Origin of the sequence: Bacteroides acidifaciens, assembly GCF_903181435.1 — a bacterium.
In the GTDB taxonomy this organism is placed as follows: domain Bacteria; phylum Bacteroidota; class Bacteroidia; order Bacteroidales; family Bacteroidaceae; genus Bacteroides.
The window spans coordinates 568,740-592,030 of record NZ_CAEUHO010000004.1 but is presented as its reverse complement, the minus strand read 5'-3'; the positions used below and the strand labels follow the sequence as shown (position 1 = coordinate 592,030).

Below are 23,291 nucleotides of genomic sequence, written 5' to 3'. Positions count from 1 at the left end.
ACTTATTTTTATTCAAGCACAAAGGTAAAGGAAATAAAAAAAGGAGACTCGTTTTCCGTCTCCTTTTTCTTGGTTATTTCTTACTTTTTTTTAGAACAAGCTCCAGGCAACAGTGAGCCCTGCCATCACAATGGCTACCATGCTCATCAGTTTTATCAGAATATTCAAGCTGGGGCCGGATGTATCTTTGAACGGGTCGCCTACCGTGTCGCCTACCACGGTTGCTTTATGAACTTCGCTGCCTTTGCCACCGAAGTTGCCTTCTTCCACATATTTCTTTGCGTTATCCCATGCACCGCCGACATTAGCCATGAAGATAGCCAATACGAAACCACTGCTCAGACCACCAATCAACAGACCGAGCACACCGGGAACACCAAAGACGAGCCCGGTAAGGATAGGAGCAATGATAGCAACCAGAGAGGGAACGACCATTTCCCTTTGTGCCCCTTTTGTAGAGATGGCGACACAGCGTTCGTAATCCGGTTCGGCTTCTCCCGTCAGGATGCCTTTTATTTCACGGAACTGGCGACGTACTTCGTCCACCATATGTCCTGCGGCACGTCCTACCGCATTCATTGTCAGCCCACAGAACAGGAAAGCCATCATCGAACCGAGGAACATGCCCGAAAGCACTTTCGGGTTCATCAGGTTCACTTCATAATAGTTCATGAAGTCGATAAATGTCGCATTCGCTACGTTGAAAGGGCTTCCATCCGAGTAAGTCAAGTCCACGCTTCCGAGACGGGTCAGACCGATTCGGATTTCCTCAATATAAGATGCCAACAAAGCCAGACCGGTCAGTGCGGCAGAACCGATTGCAAAACCTTTTCCTGTGGCAGCGGTTGTATTACCCAATGAGTCGAGCGCGTCGGTACGTTTGCGGACTTCAGCCCCCAAGCCTGCCATTTCCGCATTACCACCTGCATTATCGGCAATCGGACCGTAGGCATCTGTTGCCAATGTGATTCCTAATGTAGAAAGCATGCCGACAGCGGCAATACCGATTCCGTACAATCCCATTCCGACATTGGCAAAGTCGCCGCCGGAAGCCAACAAATAAGAAGCGATGATACCTACGACTACGGCAATCACAGGGATAGCCGTAGAAAGCATACCCAGTCCGATACCGGAGATAATCACCGTGGCAGGGCCGGTCTTGCCGCTTTCACTCAGTTTCTGAGTGGGGCGATAAGACTGGGAAGTATAATACTCCGTAGAACGTCCGATGACAATGCCGACCAGCAGGCCGACTACCACGGCACAAGAAATCAGCGCCCAGTTATCGAGTTTCAAGAGCCACAATATAAGGAAGGTAGCTATAACGATGAGCACGGAACTAAGATTCGTTCCGAATGCCAACGAGCCCAACAAGTCTTTCATCTTCGCATTCTCCTTGGTACGGACAGCGAATATACCTATAATAGAAAGGATTATGCCCACTGCCGCAATCAGCATCGGAGCAATAACAGCTTTGAACTGCATCACCGTATTGGCAGAATGGATAAAGGCGGCAGCACCCAAGGCAGCGGTTGCCAGGATAGAACCACAGTAAGATTCATATAAATCGGCTCCCATACCGGCTACGTCACCGACGTTATCACCTACATTGTCGGCAATAGTGGCAGGATTGCGCGGGTCGTCCTCGGGGATTCCGGCTTCCACCTTACCCACCAGGTCGGCTCCGACATCGGCAGCCTTTGTATAGATACCACCACCGACACGGGCAAAAAGCGCCTGTGTGGAAGCTCCCATACCGAAAGTAAGCATTGTAGTGGTAATCACGCAGAGTTTATGAGTAGGCGTGAGCGCGTCGGCAGGAATCACTGCATTCAGCAACAAGTACCAGAAAGAAATATCGAGCAAACCAAGGCCAACTACGACAAGGCCCATCACCGCACCGCTTCGGAAAGCGATTCTCAATCCTGAGTTCAACGAGTTGCGCGCGGCATTGGCGGTACGCGCCGATGCATAAGTTGCCGTTTTCATCCCAAGGAAACCGGAAAGACCGGAGAAGAAACCACCTGTCAGGAAAGCGATGGGAACCCATGCATTCTGAACGTGAAAGCCATAAGCCATAATTGAGAACAAAATTACCAGTCCCAGGAATACCCAGCCTACAATCTTGTATTGCTGCTTCAGGTAAGACATAGCGCCTTTGCGCACGGCAGCGGCAATTTTTATCATTTGGGGAGTACCTTCACTCTCCTTCATCATTTGCTTATGGAAGTAATAAGCAAAGCAGAGGGCCAACACGGAAGCAACCGGAACCAGCCAGAAAAGAATGCTATCCATAGGATTAATTTTTAAAGGGTTTACGGTGGCTAAAATTATGGAAATCAAACGACAAAAGCAAGTAAGAAAGAAAAATTCTGATAGAATAATGTTCATTTTTGTGCGGAAATGAGTCAAATCTCCAATTATCTGTATCTAAACTAGCTAAAACTCTCTTACTGAATTTTTATGCTATAATCCGCTTTCAGCCGTTTCAGTTTTATTCGCAAACGACTTGGCAGAAGGGGATAGCGGCTGAAAGCGGAAAAAATACCCCCTGCGAGAATAGGTTGTAGCCAGGGGGGAGTGCTTTCAGCGCATTCAGCTTTTTCAGACTTGACAATAGAGCTATATATTCACCGTGGTAGGTATATATACTCACCGTACTGGATCTATATGCCCACCATGCGGGGGATATAGATTCATCACCCGGACAAAAGTGGGTGGCACGTGGTTAAGTTATACACTTTTGCATTCAGGAGTGACTTCAGCCAAAAACACCGATGAAAAGGGACTTTTTTGAAGAACTGAAAGCTGAAGGCGGTTTTTCACTTTTTATATTTGGTAGAAGATTTAGCTGTAACAAGTAGGAGACTTGACTGCAACAAGTACTACACTCAATGAAATGATATAGGAGACTTGAGTAAGTCAAGTACATGGCTCGGCTTAATTCAGTACTGCTTTGATTCATCCCCGCACGAGAATGAATTCATTCAGAATCATACGAAAATAAGACTCGATAGTCAATGACAGTTATTTATCTTCCGTCCTTTGTCGGTTTCTGGATATAAATTCCGTAGGAGTCACGCCGAACTGCTTCTGGAATATCTTGGCAAAGTATGAAGGTGACTGGAATCCTACCCTGTCGCAGATTTCATTGATACGCAGTTCGCCTTCCTGCAACAACTCCGCTGCACGCTTCAAGCGGATGACACGGATAAAGTCGAGCGAAGAAAGATCGGTCAGCGACTTAATCTTCCGGTGCAGGCTGGAACGGGACATATTCATGGCAGCCGCCAATGCTTCCACATTATAATTGGTATCTGCAAGGTTCTCACGCACTTTGGCTATCAGTTGCGACATCAATTGTTCGTCGGCACGAGTCATGGTATCCCCTTGCGGGGTACAGGCTCCGTAAGTGATTTGGTTCAAGAACAGTTCGTGGGTACGATGCGCTTCCCGTTCGCGCGCCAGTTCCGCCAATAACTGCTGTTCGCGAATCTTCTGCACTTCACGGCGGCGGTAAGTACGGAGAGTAAATACAAAGCTGCCGGATAATAGAATGATATAAATAAGGTACGCCCAGACAGTACGCCACCAAGGTGGGAGAATACGTATCGACAAAGTGGCTTCTACGGGATTCCATACACCATCGTTATTGCTGCCCCGCACACGGAACACGTAGTCTCCCGGCGGGAGTTGGGCATCCGAAGCCGTATGTATGTCGGAAGTATGAATCCATTCGTTATCAATGCCTTCCATTTTATAAGCGTAACGGTTAGCTTCCGGCGAAGAGTAGCTCAATGCTACGAAATCAAAACTGATATTGGAACGATAAGGCAGGTGTACGCCTTCGGAAGAAAAAGGAGTCTCACGATCTTGCACGCGCATACGGGTGATATAAACAGGCGGTACAAAAGCATTCCGGCGGATGGTATGCGGGTTGAAAGAGACGAGCCCATTTATCGTACCCATCCAAATAGTGCCGTCGGTGGCGACCAGAGCCGATTTATAGTTGAACTGGTTGTCTGGCAGACCGTCGTTACGGGTAAATACGTGCAAACTGTCGGCTTCGGGATACAGGCAGACCAAGCCACGGTCTGTTCCGAACCAGATGCGGTGTTGTTGGTCTTCTACAACCTTGTAAGTTACGTTGTCGGGCAGTCCGTCCGCTTCGGTATAGGTGCGGAAAGTAGCCGTTTCGGGGTTGAAGCGGGAAAGCCCGCCTCTGTCTGTGGAAAACCAGAGAAAGCCTTTGCTGTCTTCGGATATGCCGGTCACTTCGTTGGTGCCGATAGAGGTGGTGTCTCCCGGCAGATGTCTGTAATTGACCGTTTCATCGGTTGCCGGATTATAGCGGAATACTCCGTTTCCCATGGTCGCTACCCAGATAGTACCGTTCCTATCTTCGAGAATGTCGCGCATAAAAGCATAACCGAACTGCTTCATTTTCCCGAATGTACGCCCGCCGTCGACAGAACGGAAGATATTCCAGCCGTCGCCCAACCAGATTACTCCCTGACGGTCGCGGTGAAGGGCAAATACGGAACCTTCACTGATGCCGAGTTGTTGGGGATAAAGTGTCTGTACGCGTCCGTTGAAAGAAGGAAGGGGAGAAACGGCAGATGCACCGGGAGTGGTAAGGCCGTGAGTGACAAGACCGGGAGTAATAAAGTCAATACCACCTTTAAAATAGCCGGCTCCCACCAAATCATCCGAGGCGAAGAGGCTCAATACATTCCGACGGTCGGGAGATTCGGGGACGGTGGTAAAGAATCCGGTTTGAGGATTCAAGTAGCAGACACCGCCATCCTGCGTGCCTATCCATACAAGCCCGTCTTTTCCTTCAGCCAGTTCGCTGATACGACGTCCACAGACTGCGCCAGGTTTTCCCGGAAGATGAATGGAAAAGTCGATGGTACGCACCGGCAGATAACTCACACCACCAAACTGTGTACAAATCCATGTGCCACCTTCGCGGTCGCGGTAGATTTTATCAATGATAGCGTCACCCAGCCCATACGCTCCTTCTGCATCGGCGGAGATATGTTGCAGGCTGTTCTGCTTTTCATTAATCACATATACGCCATTCTGTGTTCCTACCCAAAGCTCGTCGCCGAAACAGATTACGTAACGGATTATCTTGCGATGTATCTCCGGTGCCGGAAAAATGCTGACTTCACCTGTCTTTTTATTGAACCGTTTCAGTTCTTCTTCGTGCACTCCAACAATCAACTCATCGCCATAATCGCACAGGGTGAAGATAAAATCACCTTTCAATGCTTCCTTCGCAACCGCGTCATAGGTATCTTTCGCAGGGTTATAGCGGTAGATTCCCGCCCCGTATGTCCCTATCCAGACTGTGCCTTCTCCGTCCACGCATATGGATTGCGGAAAATCCTTGCTTTTGTCTTCTCCCGGACAAGGGGTATAGCGGGACAACTTTCCTGTGGCTTCATGGTAACGAAAAACTCCCTGGTTGGGGACGTTTACCCATATATTCCCCGAACGGTCTGCGACGATGTCCTGAATCCAGTTGCCCGTGATTTGTTCGCCTGCCGCCGTGCGGACATCAAAGAAAGTAAATTTGCCAGTCGCGAGGTCTTGAAGGTAGACTCCGTCGTCCGTTCCTACCCAAAGCCTTCGATGAGCATCTTCAAAAAGTGCGGAGATAACCTGGTTTCCCCGTCCGGTAGCCTCATCACAGCAAGGATATACCTGCATAGAAACGCCGTCGTAACGGTTCAGCCCGTTGCGCGTGCCCAGCCAGACAAAGCCGTAACTATCCTGAATAATAGACTTGACATGACTGTTTGAAAGTCCGTCCGCACCATTCACGTGAATAAAGTTATACTGTCCCGTCGCGGAAGAAACCGGAAGGAAGAAACAAACGGACAGAAGGAAAAGCAGCAGTTTCTCGTTCATAAATAGATATTAGATGACGACAAATATAGTTTTTTTACACGAAAAAGCATCTCTGGGATGCAACATTTATTGCAACGGATACTACAAATGTCGCACCACGGCATCCCTTCCGCACAATTGAAACATTTCTTGCACATCTTGACAAAAGCGTATGTAGCCGCTTATCCGCCCGTCCCCTACCTTTGCTTCCATCAATGTGACAAATCAACGCGAACTCCCAGAATCTTTAAATTAATACCAGATATGAAAAAAATTACTCTCAGTTGCCTTGCCGTAGCCATCATGCTACAATTAATCCCGGTCAACGGAAATGCGGAGAACGTCCGAAGCCAAAAGGCAAAGACGAACCGTACTGAAATGAAACAGGACACTATTCCTGCTTCTGCTTCTAAAAAAGAGGGAGAAGAAGGAGAACGCAATGTGATGCTGAACGCTTCCGATGCCAACAAGCCCCGTGAAATCCAAATCGGACTGCCCAGTGAAGACGTTAATGTATATGAGAACGGGCTTCCTGCCGTATATTCGTCCGCTGTGCACAAGCTGGCCGCCCATTGGCGCAGCGACAGCAGTCTGGGAGAAGTGGGACTGTTGTCTCCTTCGGAATCGGCTATCACGACAGGGAATATCGCTTATTCGGTGAATGCTTTCAGCAAATTGGGACAAAAGGACTTTCAAGGTATCCTGAACTACCGTACCAACCATTTCGGCATGCAGAACTTTGATTTCAATGTGTCGGGAGCTATCAGTGGGAAATGGATCTATACAGCAAGCATTTATCAAAATTTCGACCCGGGGAGTTTCGACTTGAAGTTCACCAATTATGCCGACCGTACGGAAATCTACCATGCCGGGCTTACGCACCTGTTCGACAACGGGCGTGGGAAGGTGTCATTGCTCTACAAACATTCGCGCAGCGAGAATCCAGGAAACTTTGCCAATGCCGCTCCTTTTATTTATGCAGGCGACGGTTCGGTGAAGGAAATCGAAGGTTTCAAGCTAGGGACAAACTCATACGTTCCGCAAAGCGGTTCTCTCCGCTACATGGACATCAGGGACGGAGAGATGAGAACATGGAACTTGGGTGACGGCTGTGAGAACCGTGCCAACGAAGTGGCTCTGATTGCCGATTATCGTTTCAAGAATGACTTGTTGTGGAAGTTCAACATGAAATACATGGATGCTCCGCGTGCCAACTATGTAGACTTCGGCGGGAGTACTATCAGCGAGGCAACGGCTGCCGACAGCTATACGCTGCAAAACGGCAACCCGTATGAGGGTTTGGTGGAAGGGCGCCGCACCTGGTTGCACGTGGGTAAGGTAAAGAATTTCCTTATCACTTCCGAATTGAGCAAAAATATCGGCAACCATGATTTACGGCTGGGGATGAACGAGTGGTATTATCATCTGGATTACCATTCTTCTTCCATGCAGTGGATGGCTAGCGTACAGAATTACCCGCAATTGCTATATTCCGCCGCAACGAATCCGCTTGACCAGACGCTTGCCGACAAGCATGTGCAGACATACGGCTATAATGAATTAAGCCCGGAATATACCAAAGGCTATGAGAACAAGCTCGCCCTCTACTTTACGGACAACTGGCAGATGACTCCGAAGTTCAACATCTACTATGGCGGTCGTTTGGAATACTACCGGATGAGTGCAGACCAGATTTCAGTTTCCCGTTTCCCCGGATTCCACATCGGCGACTTCAAGACTTACAGTAAAGATGAAGAAACCGGAAATATCATCGCCACCCAACGGAATATACATCCCGACAAAGTGGTGAAGGATAAGTTGAACTACGCCGCCACGCTCCGCATGACGTACAACATGACGAAACGATTCGGACTGACTGCCGATGGAACAGTAGCCACGCGTTTCCCACGCATCAACGAATATGCAGGAACCGGCCCGACGGAAGAGCAATACAAACGTGTCACCATTCCGATGATTCGCGGCGGATTGTTCTACAAGAACAATTGGATAAACCTGACTTCAATGGTCACTTATATATCCAAGTCGAACAACATCGACCAGCAGAACCTGACCAAACCGGGAACGAAAGAGGGGAAGACCGTATTGTTAATCTACAACATCGAAACGCTGGGCTGGACTACTTCTGCCGAAATAGACCCATTCAAAGGTTTCCACCTGCACGCATTGTTCACGTATCAGAAGCCTGTTTACAAAAATTATAATGCGAGCGTGACGTTTAATGACGGCTCGGAAATGTCCGTCAATGCCAATGGGATGATTGTCAAGGAGATTCCGCAGGTACTTGTCGAACTCGACCCCAGTTATAATATAACGAAAGACCTGCGCCTCTGGCTTAGCTTCCGCTACTTCGGAAAGACGTACGCCAATCTTCAGGAAGCCCTTTACTTCAATGGTCGCTGGGAAACATTCGGGGGCATCAACTGGAATGTAAATAAACACTTGTCCCTGGGCGCAACGGTCATCAACTTCCTGAATCAAAAAGGAGCAAGTGGTACTATCAACGGCTCGGAACTGATAACCAAAGAGGAAGCTACCCAATATGCCGGAAATTATATGAGTGGAAATTATTTACGCCCATTTACCGTAGAATTTAACGTCGGCATTAAATTCTAACTTGTACATCATAAATTATCATTATCTTTGGACATTTTTATGCCCACTAACTAATACCAATAATTATTACTCAAAACACCATGAAGAAACTATTTCTGCTACTAATGGCTTTGTTTACACTGGCGCAAGTAAATGCCCAGGAAAAGAACGTTATCCAGATTTCAACAGATAACACGGATTTAATCCTTCAAGTAGCCCCGAACGGACGGCTTTACCAAGCTTACCTGGGTGACAAACTACTGAACAAGCAAGACATTAATAATTTTTCTCCTTATGTAAAGGGCGGCAGTGACGGAAGCGTATCCACACGCGGCTGGGAAGTATATCCGGGTTCCGGCGCCGAGGATTATTTTGAGCCGGCTGTGGCTATCACTCACAGCGACGGCAATCCGAGTACAATTCTCCGCTATGTATCTTCGGAACAGAAAGCCGTGGCAGGTGGAACGGAAACGGTTATCAACCTCAAAGACGACCAGTATCCGGTAGAAGTTACTCTACACTACATCGCTTATCCGAAAGAAAATGTCATCAAGGCATGGAGCGAAATCAAGCATAACGAAAAGAAGCCCGTCACGCTGTGGCGCTATGCTTCCACAATGCTTTATTTCTCTGAGGCCAACTATTTCCTCACAGAATTCAGCAGCGACTGGGCAAAAGAAGCTCAAATGAGCAACCAGCAGTTGCAGTTCGGAAAGAAAATGATTGATACGAAGTTGGGCAGCCGTGCCGCCATGCACACGCATCCGTTCTTCGAACTCGGATTGGGACAACCGGCACAGGAAACACAAGGTCGTGTGATGCTGGGCACTATCGGATGGACAGGAAATTTCCAATTTACTTTTGAAGTGGACAACGTCGGCAATCTTCGTGTAATCCCCGCCATCAACCCTTATGCATCCGATTATGAATTGAAAGCGAACGAAGTATTCACAACTCCTGAATTTATGTTCACTTTCAGCAATAACGGTACGGGCGAAGCCAGCCGTAACTTTCATGCCTGGGCTCGCAACTACCAACTGAAAGACGGACAAGGCAACCGCCTCACCCTGCTGAACAACTGGGAAAACACTTACTTCAAATTCGATGAACAACTCCTCTCGGAACTAATGAAGGAAGCCAGACATCTCGGTGTAGATATGTTCCTGCTCGATGACGGCTGGTTCGGCAACAAGCACCCGCGCAACAGTGACAATGCCGGACTGGGTGATTGGGAAGTGATGAAGTCCAAACTGCCCGGCGGTATCCCTGCTCTTGTAAATTCGGCCAAAGAAGCCGGAGTGAAATTCGGTATCTGGATTGAACCGGAAATGGTGAACCCGCGAAGCGAACTCTTTGAAAAGCACCCTGACTGGGCTATCACCCTGCCGAACCGTGAAACTTATTACTACCGCAATCAGTTGGTTCTCGACCTCAGCAACCCGAAAGTGCAGGATTTCGTTTTCGGTGTGGTAGATAATATCCTGACTGAGAACCCGGAAGTCGCCTATTTCAAGTGGGACTGTAACTCACCCATCACCAATATCTACTCGCCCTACTTGAAAAACAAACAGGGACAGCTTTACATCAACCATGTACGCGGCATATACAACGTGCTGAAACGTGTAAAGGAGAAATATCCAAATACACCGATGATGCTTTGCTCCGGTGGCGGCGCACGTTGCGACTATGAGGCTTTGAAATACTTCACAGAGTTCTGGTGCAGTGATAATACCGACCCGGTAGAACGCCTGTTTATCCAATGGGGATTCTCGCAAATCTTCCCCGTAAAAGCGATGGCGGCACACGTGACCAGCTGGAACAAGAGGACAAGCGTGAAATTCCGTACCGACGTAGCCAGTATGTGCAAGCTCGGCTTCGACCTCGGACTGAAGGAACTGAATGCGGACGAACTGGCTTATTGCCAGGACGCAGTTGTCAACTGGACACGCTTGAAGAAAGTAATCCTCGATGGTGACCAATACAGGCTGGTTTCTCCTTATGACGGCAATCATATGTCCGTGATGTATGCCGCACCGGATAAGAACAAGGCCGTGCTTTACACTTATGACATTCATCCGCGTTATGCCGAAAAACTGCTTCCGGTGAAACTTCAGGGATTGGACCCGAAGAAGATATATAAGGTGAAAGAAATCAATCTGATGCCGAACCAGAAATCTAATCTGGACGCCAACGGAAAAACTTATTCCGGCGACTATCTGATGAAGGTGGGCATCCATGCTTTCACTGCCAACCAGACTTTCAGCCGTGTGATTGAGCTGACTGCAGAATAAAAGAAACGAAAGTAGAAAAGGGGATTCACCGTTTACTGGCGCTTCCCCTTTCTTTTTCACACACAATAACAATCAGTTAATCCTCAATCTTTACGGCTGTACCGTTGGCAGTCACCATCAACATACTGCCACTACCTCCTACTGTCTCGTAGTCCAAATCAACACCTATCACAGCATTAGCTCCCAATTGGGCTGCTTGTGCCTGCATTTCTTTCAAAGCGGTATCCTTCGCCATACGCAGCACTTCTTCATAAGAACCGGAACGTCCGCCTACAATGTCACGGATACTTGCAAACAAGTCACGGAATACGTTGGCACCTATGATTGTCTCACCGGAAACGATTCCATAATACTTCACTATTCGTTTTCCCTCAATAATGGGAGTTGTCGTTACTAACATGGTCTTTTTCTCTTTTTTAATTTAATCGCTTATCTATTAGACGGGGAACACCCCTAAAAAGTTGCAGCTATACCGTAACTTTTTACGATATAGCTGCCATTAATGTTAAAGAGAGAGAATTTATAATATAAGCATAGTCTCACGACCCTCCGAATATTCCTTTTTTTACTATTAGACGCTTGAAACTTCAAATCACTGCACTTGAAGGCATCTTTTTTTAGTTAAAGAATAAAAAAATCGCCATTCCTCACAGGAACAGCGATTTATATCTTAAAACATACGGCTGACGCGTTCGATTCCCGACACTAATGCATCAACTTCCGATTTCGTATTATACATGGCGAATGAGGCCCTGACAGTTCCTTCAATGCCTAGCCGTTGCATCAAGGGCTGCGCACAATGATGCCCCGTACGGACGGCAATTCCTAAACGGTCGAGCAGAGTACCCAAGTCGAAATGATGGATATTGCCTACCAGGAAAGAGATAACCGCTCCCCTGTCGGCGGCTTCACCGAATATACGCATATCAGGTATTTCCCTCAGGCGTTGCAGGGCATAGGTGGTCAGTTCGTGTTCGTGCTTCGCGATTTGCTCGATACCGATACCATTCACGTAGTCGAGAGCTTTTGCCAATCCGGTGGTTCCTATATAATCGGGCGTACCGGCTTCAAACTTGAAAGGCAGTTCATTGAAGGTCGTTTTCTCAAAAGAGACATGTTGAATCATCTCACCGCCACCCTGATAAGGTGGCAGGCGGTCCAGCCACTCTTCCTTTCCATAAAGTACGCCGACACCGGTCGGTCCATATACCTTATGAGCCGAGAATACCAAGAAGTCGGCATCCAAGTCCTGTACGTCCACTTTCATGTGAGGAATGGACTGGGCGGCATCAACCAGGCAAGGTACACCGTGGGCGTGGGCTGTCGCAATCATTTCCTTCACGGGATTTACTGTACCCAAGACATTGGAAACCTGGACTACACTGACAATCTTCGTGCGTTCCGAGAAGAGTTTCTCGTATTCGTCCAACAACAGTTCGCCTTTGTCATTCATCGGAATCACTTTGATTGCAATTCCTTTGCGGGCTGCCAGCAGTTGCCAGGGGACGATATTACTGTGGTGCTCCATCACCGAGAGGATGACTTCATCGCCCTCTTCCATAAACTCGTCGCCAAAGCTGGAGACGAGCAGGTTGATGCTCTCCGTCGTTCCCCGGGTGAATACGACTTCACTCGTGCTATTGGCATTGATAAACCGGCGCACCGTTTCGCGGGAAGCCTCATGCAGTTCCGTTGCCTGCTGGGAGAGGTAATGTACACCACGATGCACATTGGCATTCACGGAATAATACTCGTCTACCAATGCATCGACTACCAGGCGGGGTTTCTGCGTCGTCGCACCGTTGTCGAAATAAACCAAAGGCTTGCCATAAACCGTACGGCTCAATATCGGAAAATCCTCACGTATCTTTTGAATATCCACGTTTATCAGTTATTAGCAGTTTAATGACTATCATTTACAAATCGCGCATCCCTGGCATCTGTTCAACTCGCCACGGAAACGCTTCTCTACCAATAAGTGCAGACGGTCTTTCAACACATCCATACGAATCGTATCAATCACTTCATTGACAAATGCAAACATCAGAAGCAGACGTGCTTCTTTCTCGTCGATTCCACGCGAACGCATATAAAACAATGCATTCTCGTCGAGTTGCCCTACCGTTGCCCCGTGCGAACATTTCACGTCATCGGCATAGATTTCCAACTGGGGTTGCGTGTACATACGGGCATCGCGCGTAGCACAAAGATTCCGGTTGGTCTGTTGGGAGTTTGTATGCTGGGCGTCAGGACGCACCAATACTAGTCCGGCAAACGCGCCTACCGACTGGTCATCGAGCACGTATTTGAACAGCTCGTTGCTGGTGCAATTCGGAACGGCATGGTCGATGCTTGTATTATTGTCAACATGCTGGTTTTTGTCAGCAATCGCCATACCGCAAAGGTTTATTTCAGCGCCCTCGCCTGCCAGCAGGACTTCGGTAGTATTGCGGGTGGTACCATTGTGCAAAGTCATGCCATTCAGAAGGACGTTGCTGTTGGCTTCCTGTTTCACATACAGGTTGCTGATGCGGACGGTGCTTGTATGTGTTTCTTCCAACTCATACATATCAAATACCGTATTTTCTCCGGCAAAAACTTCAATCACTTGCGTGGCAAGGAAATTCACATTGTCCATCGCATGGTCGCAAATCAGCAGACGGGCTTGCGCACCGTCTTCCAGAATAATCAGCACGCGGCGGTTGACCATAAAGTTAACGTCCGCACGCAGGATATTCACTAATTGGACGGGCTTCTCCACGATTACATTCTTCGGCACATAGAAGATAACGCCATCTTGTGCAAAAGTCGTATTGAAAGCCGTCACGCCATCTTTGGACGTGTCCGCTAGTTTGCCGTAATATTTCTTCACCAGGTCCGGGTGCTGTTCGGCCACCTCTTTCAAACTGCCGAAGATAACGCCTTCCGGCAAATGGACTTTAGGAAGTGCCTTATTATAAAATGCGTCGTTGACCACAAAATAAAGAGCCGTGCTCATATTCGGAACGTCACACTTAAACACTTCATACGGGTTGACCGGAATAGGCAGGCGGTTCAGGTTCAAGCCGAAGTCCGGCTCGAAATACTTGCTCACATCCGTATATTTATACTTTTCCATCTTACGGGTCGGGAATCCGATTCGCTCAAAATCGGCAAAGGCAGCAGCGCGAGGAGCGTTCAGCACTTCAGCACTATGCTTGCAAATCATAGCTTCCGTCTGTGAGAAAAGTTCGATATATTGTTGTTCAACTATCATAGTTTATATTTTTATTTATAGGCACGGATTATTCTCCTACTTCTTTCTTAATCCAATCATATCCTTTCTCTTCCAGTTCCAGGGCAAGTTCAGGACCCGCAGTTTTCACGATACGGCCTTTATAAAGTACATGTACGATATCCGGTTTGATATAGTCGAGCAGACGTTGGTAGTGAGTGATGACAATCGTGCTTGTATCGGGAGTCTTTAGTTTGTTCACCCCTTCCGCCACGATGCGAAGCGCGTCAATATCCAGACCGGAGTCTGTTTCGTCAAGAATACTCAGACGCGGTTCGAGCATTGCCATCTGGAAAATCTCGTTCCGTTTTTTTTCACCACCGGAGAATCCTTCGTTTACCGAACGGTTAGCCAATTTGTTATCCAGCTCAACAACCGCACGTTTCTCACGCATCAGTTTCAGGAATTCGCTGGCAGTGAGCGCGGGCAGACCTTTATATTTGCGTTGCTCGTTCACAGCAGCACGCATAAAGTTGACCATACTTACGCCCGGAATCTCTACCGGATACTGGAAACTAAGGAAAATACCTTCGTGGCTACGGTCTTCGGGACTCAATTCCAACAGATTCTTTCCATAAAAAGTGACCGAACCTTTCGTTACCTCAAAAGCAGGATTCCCTACCAAGACGGAAGAAAGCGTACTCTTACCGGAACCGTTCGGCCCCATAATTGCATGTACTTCGCCGGGCTTCACCGTCAGGTTGATGCCTTTCAATATCTCTTTGCCATTAATGCTGGCATGCAGGTCTTTTATTTCTAACATAATTATTAAATTAAAAATTGAGAATTGAGAATTGAGAATTGAGAATTAAAAATCAAAAACAAGCCTCTTCATTTTTAATTTTTAATTCTCAATTTTTAATTTATCCTACGCTTCCTTCCAACGAAATGGCAAGCAGTTTCTGTGCTTCTACCGCAAATTCCATCGGAAGTTTATTCAATACTTCTTTCGCATATCCGTTCACAATCAGTCCGATGGCATCCTCTGTGGGAATACCGCGCTGGTTGCAATAGAAAATCTGATCTTCGTTGATCTTGCTCGTTGTAGCTTCATGCTCCACTACCGCCGTTTCATTGTGAATATCCATATAGGGGAAGGTGTGCGCACCGCACTTGTCTCCCAACAACAAAGAGTCACACTGGCTGTAATTGCGGGCATTATTCGCTTTTTCCGCTACACGTACCAGCCCACGATAGGAGTTCTCGCTATGTCCGGCAGAGATTCCCTTACTTACAATCGTACTGCGGGTATTCTTGCCCAAATGAATCATCTTCGTACCAGTATCCGCCTGCTGGTAGTTGTTTGTCACAGCTACGGAATAGAATTCAGCTGTCGAATTATCACCTGTCAGGATGCAGGAAGGATATTTCCAAGTAATTGCCGAACCGGTTTCCACCTGCGTCCAGGACAGTTTGCTGTCTACCCCTTTACAGTTGCCACGTTTCGTCACGAAGTTATATACACCGCCCTTGCCCTCGGCATCACCCGGATACCAGTTCTGGACAGTGCTGTATTTCACCTCGGCACGGTCGTGCACGACAATCTCCACAATAGCGGCATGCAACTGGTTTTCATCACGCATCGGTGCCGTACAACCTTCCAGGTAAGAAACGTAAGAGTCATCATCCGCCACAATCAACGTACGTTCAAACTGTCCCGTGTTGCGGGCATTGATACGGAAATAGGTAGAAAGCTCCATCGGACAGCGCACACCCTTCGGGATATATACGAAAGAACCGTCCGAGAACACAGCTGAGTTCAACGCAGCAAAGAAATTATCGCGGTAGCCTACTACCGACCCCATGTATTTCTTCACCAAATCCGGATGTTCCCGCACTGCTTCGCTGAACGAGCAGAAAATAATCCCCTTCTCCATCAGTGTCTCCTTGAAAGTGGTCTTTACGGAAACGGAGTCCATCACAGCATCCACCGCCATTCCGCTAAGAGCCATCTGTTCTTCCAAAGGGATTCCCAACTTATTAAATGTTTTTATCAACTCAGGGTCTACTTCTTCCATGCTCTTCGGCCCTTCTTTTTTCTTTGTCGGGTCGGCATAGTAGGAAATTGCCTGATAATCAATCTCAGGAATACGGAGATGTGCCCAGGTAGGCATCTCCAGCGTCAGCCAATGGCGGTACGCCTTCAGGCGGAACTCCAGCAACCATTCCGGTTCGTTCTTTTTCGATGAAATCAAACGAATCACATCTTCATTGAGTCCACGCTCAATGACGTCTGTATGTACCTCTGTGGTGAAGCCATATTTGTACTTCTCCTGCGTCAGTTCCTTTACATATTTATTGGGTTCTTCTTGTTGCATCTTTATTCTCTAATATATATTGTTGCGTCATATTCTTCGCCACAGGGAAAAATATCCCCGAAAACGTTTCCATCGGATAATATAACAAAGATTCCTCCTTTTTTGTTGCACTAATTAACTTATTATCGCCATCTATAAACTCTATCGCACCAATCACCACACTTGTTAACAAGAGGAATTTGAGTGCCCCAAGCCCGCTTCCCAACCAACGGTTCAGCCAGTTCAGCGAAATTGCTTTCATTGCCCTTGTCAGCAATGAAGCAACCAGTACAAAAATCAACGGTACGGCAATCCAAATCATAATAAAAGCCAGTACCTGCGCAACTGTCATCGAATCGGTCACTGTCGGGCAAAGTTTCGCTGCCAAAGAAGCATACAAAGCTTTCGCTGCCATCAGGCCGACTATCAACCCCAGAATGGAAGCCAACTGGCGAATGAAGCCTTTCATAAAGCCTACTATCGCCCCCGCACCTACTATAATAAGGATGATGATATCAATCGTTGCCATATTTCTTTGCTCTATTATATAATTCAGGCACGGATTTCACGGAACTCACGGATTTATTAAGAACCGTGAAATCCGCGTAACCCGTGCCTGATATAGATTCAGCACTGCTTTATTACAGTGTCTGTTTCACTTCAATTTCTTCGAATGTCTCAATCATGTCGCCTACCTTCATGTCATTGCAGTTCACCAGACTGATACCGCACTCGAAGTTTGTACCTACTTCCTTCACGTCGTCCTTGAAACGTTTCAATGCATTGATGTTTCCGGTAAAGATAACGATACCATCGCGAATCAAACGAGCCTTGTCGCTGCGTTTCACCTTTCCTGTCTTCACCATTGCACCGGCTACAAGACCCACCTTCGTGATGTTGAACACCTCGCGGATTTCGATCGTTGCGGTAATCTGTTCCTTCAACTCCGGAGCCAACATACCTTCCATAGCAGCCTTCACCTCTTCGATTGCATCGTAGATGACAGAGTACTTGCGGATATCGACACCTTCCTGATCAGCCATCTTGCCGGCAGCTCCCGAAGGACGTACCTGGAATCCGACGATAATCGCATCCGAAGCGGCAGCCAGAGAAACATCCGATTCGGAAATTGCTCCTACACCCTTATGGATAACATTTACCTGGATTTGTTCCGTAGACAACTTAATCAACGAGTCGCTCAATGCTTCGACAGAACCGTCCACGTCACCCTTAACGATGATGTTCAATTCCTGGAAGTTACCCAAAGCGATACGACGTCCCAACTCATCCAAAGTAAGAATCTTCTGTGTACGCAAGCCCTGTTCACGAGCCAACTGTTCACGTTTGTTGGTGATTTCACGAGCCTCCTGGTCTGTTTCTACTACATGGAACGTGTCACCGGCAGCAGGAGCGCCGTTCAGTCCCAGAATCAATGCCGGTTCGGAAGGACCTGCCTCCTTGATGCGTTGGTTACGCTCGTTGAACATAGCCTTCACACGTCCGTAGCTTGTTCCCGCCAAGACGATGTCTCCTACCTTCAAAGTACCGTTAGATACCAGCACGGTAGCTACATATCCACGTCCCTTGTCCAGTGAAGATTCGATGATGGAACCCGAAGCGTTACGATTCGGGTTTGCCTTCAAGTCAAGCATTTCGGCTTCCAACAATACCTTCTCCAACAGGTCTTCTACACCCATACCTTTCTTGGCTGAGATATCTTGTGACTGATACTTACCACCCCATTCTTCAACAAGGTAATTCATCGCAGCCAGTTCTTCTTTAATCTTATCCGGATTTGCAGTCGGCTTATCTACCTTATTGATAGCGAATACAATAGGTACGCCTGCTGCCATCGCATGGTTGATTGCTTCCTTCGTCTGCGGCATCACGTTGTCATCGGCAGCCACAATAATGATGGCGATATCCGTTACTTTCGCACCACGGGCACGCATGGCTGTAAACGCCTCATGACCCGGAGTATCGAGGAATGTGATACGGCGTCCGTCTTCCAACTTCACATTGTACGCACCGATATGCTGTGTAATACCTCCGGCCTCACCGGCAATTACATTCGCCTTACGGATATAGTCGAGTAAAGATGTCTTACCGTGGTCAACGTGTCCCATCACCGTAACAATCGGAGCGCGCGGTTGCAAATCTTCCGGAGCATCTTCCTCTTCAACGATGGCTTGTGCCACTTCCGCACTTACATATTCGGTCTTGAACCCGAATTCTTCGGCCACCAGATTGATTGTTTCCGCATCCAGACGCTGGTTGATAGAAACCATGATACCGATGCTCATGCAAGTAGCGATAACCTGGTTGACAGAAACGTCCATCATCGTAGCCAACTCATTAGCCGTTACGAATTCGGTCAGCTTCAATACCTTGCTGTCTGCCATTTCCTGATCTTCCAGTTCCTGCATACGGCTGGAAACCATTTCACGTTTTTCCTTACGATATTTGGAAGCCTTGTTCTTACCCTTGGTTGTCAGACGTGCAAGAGTTTCTTTTACCTGCTTAGCTACGTCTTCCTCGCTCACTTCCTGTTTGATAACCGGTTTCTTGAAGCGGTCTCTGTTATTGTTGTTGTTATTTCTTCTATTGTTATTGTTTCCGCCTTGGTTATTGCCACCACGATTATTACCGCCCTGGCCACCGTTAGCGTTGCCACCACCTTTACCTTGCACATTCGGTCTCGGAGCCGCAAAGTTGGAAGTTGCCACGTTATTAACGTCCACCTTCTCTTTGTTGATACGATTCCGCTTCTTCTTAGCGGCTGCATCCGCACTCTCTTTTACTCCACCCTTCATCTGCTTAGAATCATCCCTGCGGATTTCCTTGATGATGGCTTCTTTCATCTGTTTCTTCTGATCCTGACGGATTTTATCTTTTTCTTCGCGTTCGCGACGTTTCTCTTCCTTCGATTTTTTCTTAGGACGAGTAGACTGATTCAATGCTGCAAGGTCAATCTGACCGATAACATTAATCTTTGCGCCCAATTCCGGCTGACGGATCTTAAATACCTCGTCTTCCTTGGGAGTGCTTTTTTCTTCCGAAACTACTTCTGCCGTTGCTACTGCTTCCACAGGCTTTTCTTCTTTTTTATGTTCTTCGGCCTTCACAGGTGCTTCTACCTTCTTCGGCTCTTCTTTAATCACTTCTTCCACTTTTTCAACCTCCGCCGGTTTGGGTTGTGCTGCAGGTTCCGGTTGTTTCACCACAGGTTCAGCCTGAACTGGAGCCGGAGCAGGTGCTGCCACCTCTTCCTTCTTCATTTCGGGTTCTTTCTTTACCTCCGGTTCTTTCTTCACCTCCTGTTCAACGGCAGGGCGTTCCACTACCGGACGTTCTACTACAGTTTCTTTTTTCTGTTCCGGTTCTTTTTCTACTTTTTTATCAGTTTTACGACCGCTCAAGTTATTTAAATCAATCTTTCCGACAGGTTTAAACTTTGGACGTGAATCCTCAGGTACGACTGTCTTGATCACATCTTCCGACTTCGGTTTTTCAGCCTGCTTTTCGAAGCCTTCAATCGACACCGACGCCTTATTACGATCCTTATTCTGACGTTCCTGAATGAAACGCTCCGATTCAAGTCTAAGGTTCTTGTCTGTACTAAACTCTTTTACGAGTATAGCGTACTGCTCCTCACTAATTTTGGTATTAGGATTAGCCTCAACGGTATGCCCTTTCTTTTGCAGGAACTCAACTACCGTCGCGATTCCTACGTTCAAATCTCTTGTAACTTTGTTTAACCTTATCGTCATATTTTAAATTTAATGAATAAATGGAGCGAAGAAAATTTCAATTGTAATTACCGATTACTCTTGTCCTTGTTCCGGTTCTTGATCGTGTTCTTGATCATGTTCCGGTTCCAATTCTTCTTCAAACTCCGATTTCAAAATGCGTATTACTTCGTCCACTGTCTCTTCTTCCAGGTCCGTTTTTTCAATCAACATCTCACGAGGAGCATTCAACACAGCTTTTGCCGTATCGATACCGATAGCCTTGATTGCATCAATCACCCAGCCGTCGATTTCGTCTCTGAATTCGTCGAGATAAATATCCTCATCAGCCAAATTCTCATCCAACTCACGGAACACGTCGATAGTGTACTCAGTTAACATACTGGCCAGTTTGATATTCAAACCGCCTTTACCGATAGCCAACGATACTTCTTCCGGTTTGAGGAATACCTCTGCTTTTTTCTCTTCCTCATTCAGACGGATAGAAGAAATTTTTGCCGGGCTCAAAGCGCGCTGTATAAACAATGAAATGTTCGATGTATAATTGATTACGTCGATATTCTCATTGCGCAGTTCACGAACGATGCCATGAATACGACTTCCCTTTACACCTACACAGGCTCCTACGGGGTCGATTCTGTCATCATAAGATTCTACCGCAATCTTGGCACGTTCGCCGGGGATGCGGGCAATCTTCTTGATGGTAATCAATCCATCATTGATTTCGGGTACTTCCATCTCAAACAGACGTTGCAGGAAAACGGGAGAAGTACGTGACAAGATAATCTTAGGATTATTGTTCTTGTTGTCCACGCGGGCAACTACTGCGCGTGCCGTTTCACCTTTACGATAGAAGTCGCTCGGGATTTGTTCGGTCTTAGGCAACAGCAGTTCGTTTCCTTCATCGTCGAGAAGCAACATTTCCTTTTTCCAGATTTGATAAACTTCCGCATTGATGATGGTACCTACCTGATCTATATATTTATTATAAATACTGTCTTTTTCGAGTTCCAGAATCTTGGAAGCCAGTGTCTGGCGGAGATTCAGGATAGCGCGACGACCGAATTTCGCAAAGATAACCTCGTCAGTCACCTCTTCGCCCTCTTCGTAGGAAGCATCGATTTTCTGTGCTTCGCTCAACGAAATCTGCATGTTCGGGTTCGTCAAATCTTCATCGGCCACAACTTCACGGTTACGCCATATCTCGAAGTCACCCTTGTCCGGGTTCACGATTACGTCGTAATTTTCATCGGTGCCAAACATTTTCGCGATAACGCTGCGGAACGACTCTTCGAGTACGCTGACCATCGTCGTTCTATCGATATTCTTCAGTTCCTTAAATTCCGAAAATGTATCAATCAAGCTGATTGTTTCTTCTTTTTTGGCCATAACTATTTAAAGCTAATTAAGTATTTAGTATATTTTATTTGCTCATAAGTGAAGGTTTCGTCCTCTTCTACCAGTTTCGGACGCTTTGCTCCTTCGAGTTTCACTTTCTTTTGTACGGACACTGTAAACTTCTCCTCATCGGCATCTTTCAGAACGCCCGATAGTTTCTGTCCTTCTCTTGTCATCACTTCCACTTCTTGTCCGATGTGAATGTAATACTGTTGCAGCACTTTAAAGGGCTGTCCGATACCGGCCGAACCCACTTCCAGTTCATAATCTTCCTCTTCACGGTTCAATTTCGATTCTATGTAGCGGCTAAGCTCCACACAATCTTCAATCCAAACGCCTTCTGCATGGTCTATTTCGACCACAATCTTGTCATCCGGGCTTACGGTTACTTCTACCAAAAAGTAGTCTTTTCCTTCCAGCCATTCTTCTACAATCTGACAAACAGTTTTCTTTTCTATCATTTATTAACTATATAAGAACAAAAAAAGGAGCTTAATTGCCCCTCCACCTTTCATCCGTTTCCGGTTGCAAAGATATAAATAATCTGTTCGACTACAAAACATTAAAGAAAAAAAGTATGAATTAACAGTCTTATCTTCGTATCTTTACACCGCAATTTAAAAAACAGGCACTATGGCACACCGTCTCAACACCAATAAACAGTTTATGCTAGGCAATGGAATCCTGGCTTTTGCAGTCATATTCGTAGTGGTTATTTTTGTATACATGAGTATGCGCCTGCAACGGGAGAAGCAGGAAGAGCGACATTTTATCGAAACTTATACTATCAGTCTGGTGAAAGGATTCGCCGGGGATTCTGTCTCTTTGTTTGTTAATGACAGCCTTATAGTTAATAAAGTTATGCCGGAAGAGCCTTATACTGTGGAAGTAGGCCGTTTCGCCGAACAAAGCGCCTTACTGATTGTGGATAATAAGACTGAATTAGTATCCACTTTCGACCTCAGCGAAAGAGGCGGAACGTATCAATTCGAGAAAGAGGCGGACGGGATTAAGCAACTGGCGAAGTAACAGGCAAAGTCCGGCAGCACCGGTCACTCCTTATATTGCTTATATTTCCGTACGATATTTTTTCAGTTCTCCCCGCAAAGCGAGCGCTTTTCCTTCCGTGAATTGATTCAACAGAGCCCAAAAGCGTTCGCTATGATTCATTTCACGGGTATGACATAATTCGTGTAAAAGTACATAGTCTATTAAATGAGAAGGGAGCAGGACGAGGTAATAAGATAAATTTATATCCTTCTTTGCCGAACAACTCCCCCATCTTCCCTGACTGGAATTTATTTTCACATTAGCGTAGGATAATCCATATTGCCTTGACAAACGGCCCAAACGAGGTGGGAGAATACTCTTTGCATTCCGTCTCAATGACTCTTCAATGACTTTACGCAGCCAATTCTGCAGATTTTCATCGGAAAAGTCCGCCGTAGGCGGGCAGATGATTTGCATAAAGCCCAATCTGGAGTTAGCCAGGAATTGGTCTTTCTCCCCAGCCACTAAAGATAATTTAAAATATTCCGCATCAATCTTATAATTCAAATCAATCAACGGACGATTCAATCGTTGACGGGCAGCCAGCAATTTACCACGTAGATTCTCAATAGCCTGTTTTACTTCTTTCATCGTTGTCCCGGATGGAACCGAAACATATACGGCATCGCTCTTGGTACGAAAAACAAGGCTTTTAGCACGCAGATTAACACGCACCACTAATCGTCCTAATTCTTCATCTTCTATGATTGCTTCCTTCATC

Annotated in this window: 15 protein-coding genes; 3 read left to right on the top strand and 12 right to left on the bottom strand. The window is 46.8% G+C overall.

The window, feature by feature from the left end:
* Nucleotides 1-90 precede the first annotated feature (90 nt).
* The gene (locus CLIN57ABFB40_RS14390) at nucleotides 91-2,295 is read right to left on the bottom strand and encodes a sodium-translocating pyrophosphatase (protein WP_175630735.1); all 2,205 of its coding nucleotides are present in this window, start codon (nucleotides 2,293-2,295) and stop codon (nucleotides 91-93) included.
* Nucleotides 2,296-3,027: 732 nt separating this feature from the next.
* Nucleotides 3,028-5,919: a two-component regulator propeller domain-containing protein gene (locus CLIN57ABFB40_RS14385; protein WP_175630734.1), complete on the bottom strand. Its 2,892-nt coding sequence runs from the start codon at nucleotides 5,917-5,919 to the stop codon at nucleotides 3,028-3,030.
* Between the two features lie 243 nt (nucleotides 5,920-6,162).
* On the opposite strand from CLIN57ABFB40_RS14385, the gene CLIN57ABFB40_RS14380 reads away from it, so the two are divergent.
* Entirely contained in the window at nucleotides 6,163-8,532 is a 2,370-nt protein-coding gene (locus CLIN57ABFB40_RS14380) for a TonB-dependent receptor (RefSeq protein ID WP_175630733.1), read from the top strand.
* An 80-nt stretch (nucleotides 8,533-8,612) separates the two neighbouring features.
* Nucleotides 8,613-10,802: an alpha-galactosidase gene (locus CLIN57ABFB40_RS14375; RefSeq protein ID WP_175630732.1), complete on the top strand. Its 2,190-nt coding sequence runs from the start codon at nucleotides 8,613-8,615 to the stop codon at nucleotides 10,800-10,802.
* A 76-nt stretch (nucleotides 10,803-10,878) separates the two neighbouring features.
* On the opposite strand, the gene CLIN57ABFB40_RS14370 is transcribed toward CLIN57ABFB40_RS14375, so the two are convergent.
* The 9 genes from CLIN57ABFB40_RS14370 to rimP form a co-directional block, all read right to left on the bottom strand.
* Nucleotides 10,879-11,202: a heavy metal-binding domain-containing protein gene (locus CLIN57ABFB40_RS14370; protein WP_175630731.1), complete on the bottom strand. Its 324-nt coding sequence runs from the start codon at nucleotides 11,200-11,202 to the stop codon at nucleotides 10,879-10,881.
* Nucleotides 11,203-11,472: 270 nt separating this feature from the next.
* Nucleotides 11,473-12,684 (bottom strand): aminotransferase class V-fold PLP-dependent enzyme, encoded by a 1,212-nt coding sequence (locus CLIN57ABFB40_RS14365; RefSeq protein ID WP_175630730.1) that lies wholly within the window; start codon nucleotides 12,682-12,684, stop codon nucleotides 11,473-11,475.
* Between the two features lie 30 nt (nucleotides 12,685-12,714).
* Complete coding sequence (gene sufD / locus CLIN57ABFB40_RS14360) at nucleotides 12,715-14,058, bottom strand: Fe-S cluster assembly protein SufD (RefSeq protein WP_175630729.1); 1,344 nt, start codon at nucleotides 14,056-14,058, stop codon at nucleotides 12,715-12,717.
* A 28-nt stretch (nucleotides 14,059-14,086) separates the two neighbouring features.
* Nucleotides 14,087-14,839, bottom strand: a complete 753-nt coding sequence (gene sufC, locus CLIN57ABFB40_RS14355; protein WP_024986010.1) for a Fe-S cluster assembly ATPase SufC — start codon at nucleotides 14,837-14,839, stop codon at nucleotides 14,087-14,089.
* 100 nt (nucleotides 14,840-14,939) lie between these two features.
* Complete coding sequence (gene sufB / locus CLIN57ABFB40_RS14350; protein ID WP_175630728.1) at nucleotides 14,940-16,394, bottom strand: Fe-S cluster assembly protein SufB; 1,455 nt, start codon at nucleotides 16,392-16,394, stop codon at nucleotides 14,940-14,942.
* Nucleotides 16,372-16,902 (bottom strand): CvpA family protein, encoded by a 531-nt coding sequence (locus CLIN57ABFB40_RS14345; protein ID WP_175630727.1) that lies wholly within the window; start codon nucleotides 16,900-16,902, stop codon nucleotides 16,372-16,374. Before CLIN57ABFB40_RS14345 ends, sufB begins: the two co-directional genes overlap by 23 nt.
* Nucleotides 16,903-17,014: 112 nt before the next feature.
* Nucleotides 17,015-20,143: a translation initiation factor IF-2 gene (gene infB / locus CLIN57ABFB40_RS14340; protein ID WP_175630726.1), complete on the bottom strand. Its 3,129-nt coding sequence runs from the start codon at nucleotides 20,141-20,143 to the stop codon at nucleotides 17,015-17,017.
* A 54-nt stretch (nucleotides 20,144-20,197) separates the two neighbouring features.
* Entirely contained in the window at nucleotides 20,198-21,511 is a 1,314-nt protein-coding gene (gene nusA, locus CLIN57ABFB40_RS14335) for a transcription termination factor NusA (RefSeq protein ID WP_175630725.1), read from the bottom strand.
* 2 nt (nucleotides 21,512-21,513) lie between these two features.
* Nucleotides 21,514-21,981, bottom strand: a complete 468-nt coding sequence (gene rimP, locus CLIN57ABFB40_RS14330) for a ribosome assembly cofactor RimP (RefSeq protein WP_175630724.1) — start codon at nucleotides 21,979-21,981, stop codon at nucleotides 21,514-21,516.
* 172 nt (nucleotides 21,982-22,153) lie between these two features.
* Here rimP and CLIN57ABFB40_RS14325 point away from each other — a divergent pair, with 172 nt between their 5' ends.
* Nucleotides 22,154-22,549: a hypothetical protein gene (locus tag CLIN57ABFB40_RS14325; protein ID WP_175630723.1), complete on the top strand. Its 396-nt coding sequence runs from the start codon at nucleotides 22,154-22,156 to the stop codon at nucleotides 22,547-22,549.
* Between the two features lie 39 nt (nucleotides 22,550-22,588).
* Here CLIN57ABFB40_RS14325 and CLIN57ABFB40_RS14320 read toward each other — a convergent pair whose 3' ends face one another.
* Nucleotides 22,589-23,290 (bottom strand): SprT family zinc-dependent metalloprotease, encoded by a 702-nt coding sequence (locus tag CLIN57ABFB40_RS14320; RefSeq protein WP_175630722.1) that lies wholly within the window; start codon nucleotides 23,288-23,290, stop codon nucleotides 22,589-22,591.
* Nucleotide 23,291: the final 1 nt, after the last annotated feature.

Excerpts from the sequence above, each read along its gene's own strand:
- CLIN57ABFB40_RS14390 (WP_175630735.1), bottom strand. The coding sequence starts at position 2,295 with ATGGATAGCATTCTTTTCTGGCTGGTTCCGGTTGCTTCCGTGTTGGCC.
- CLIN57ABFB40_RS14385 (WP_175630734.1), bottom strand. The coding sequence starts at position 5,919 with ATGAACGAGAAACTGCTGCTTTTCCTTCTGTCCGTTTGTTTCTTCCTT.
- CLIN57ABFB40_RS14380 (WP_175630733.1), top strand. The coding sequence starts at position 6,163 with ATGAAAAAAATTACTCTCAGTTGCCTTGCCGTAGCCATCATGCTACAA.
- CLIN57ABFB40_RS14375 (WP_175630732.1), top strand. The coding sequence starts at position 8,613 with ATGAAGAAACTATTTCTGCTACTAATGGCTTTGTTTACACTGGCGCAA.
- CLIN57ABFB40_RS14370 (WP_175630731.1), bottom strand. The coding sequence starts at position 11,202 with ATGTTAGTAACGACAACTCCCATTATTGAGGGAAAACGAATAGTGAAG.
- sufD (WP_175630729.1), bottom strand. The coding sequence starts at position 14,058 with ATGATAGTTGAACAACAATATATCGAACTTTTCTCACAGACGGAAGCT.
- sufC (WP_024986010.1), bottom strand. The coding sequence starts at position 14,839 with ATGTTAGAAATAAAAGACCTGCATGCCAGCATTAATGGCAAAGAGATA.
- sufB (WP_175630728.1), bottom strand. The coding sequence starts at position 16,394 with ATGCAACAAGAAGAACCCAATAAATATGTAAAGGAACTGACGCAGGAG.
- CLIN57ABFB40_RS14345 (WP_175630727.1), bottom strand. The coding sequence starts at position 16,902 with ATGGCAACGATTGATATCATCATCCTTATTATAGTAGGTGCGGGGGCG.
- infB (WP_175630726.1), bottom strand. The coding sequence starts at position 20,143 with ATGACGATAAGGTTAAACAAAGTTACAAGAGATTTGAACGTAGGAATC.
- nusA (WP_175630725.1), bottom strand. The coding sequence starts at position 21,511 with ATGGCCAAAAAAGAAGAAACAATCAGCTTGATTGATACATTTTCGGAA.
- rimP (WP_175630724.1), bottom strand. The coding sequence starts at position 21,981 with ATGATAGAAAAGAAAACTGTTTGTCAGATTGTAGAAGAATGGCTGGAA.
- CLIN57ABFB40_RS14325 (WP_175630723.1), top strand. The coding sequence starts at position 22,154 with ATGGCACACCGTCTCAACACCAATAAACAGTTTATGCTAGGCAATGGA.
- CLIN57ABFB40_RS14320 (WP_175630722.1), bottom strand. The coding sequence starts at position 23,290 with ATGAAGGAAGCAATCATAGAAGATGAAGAATTAGGACGATTAGTGGTG.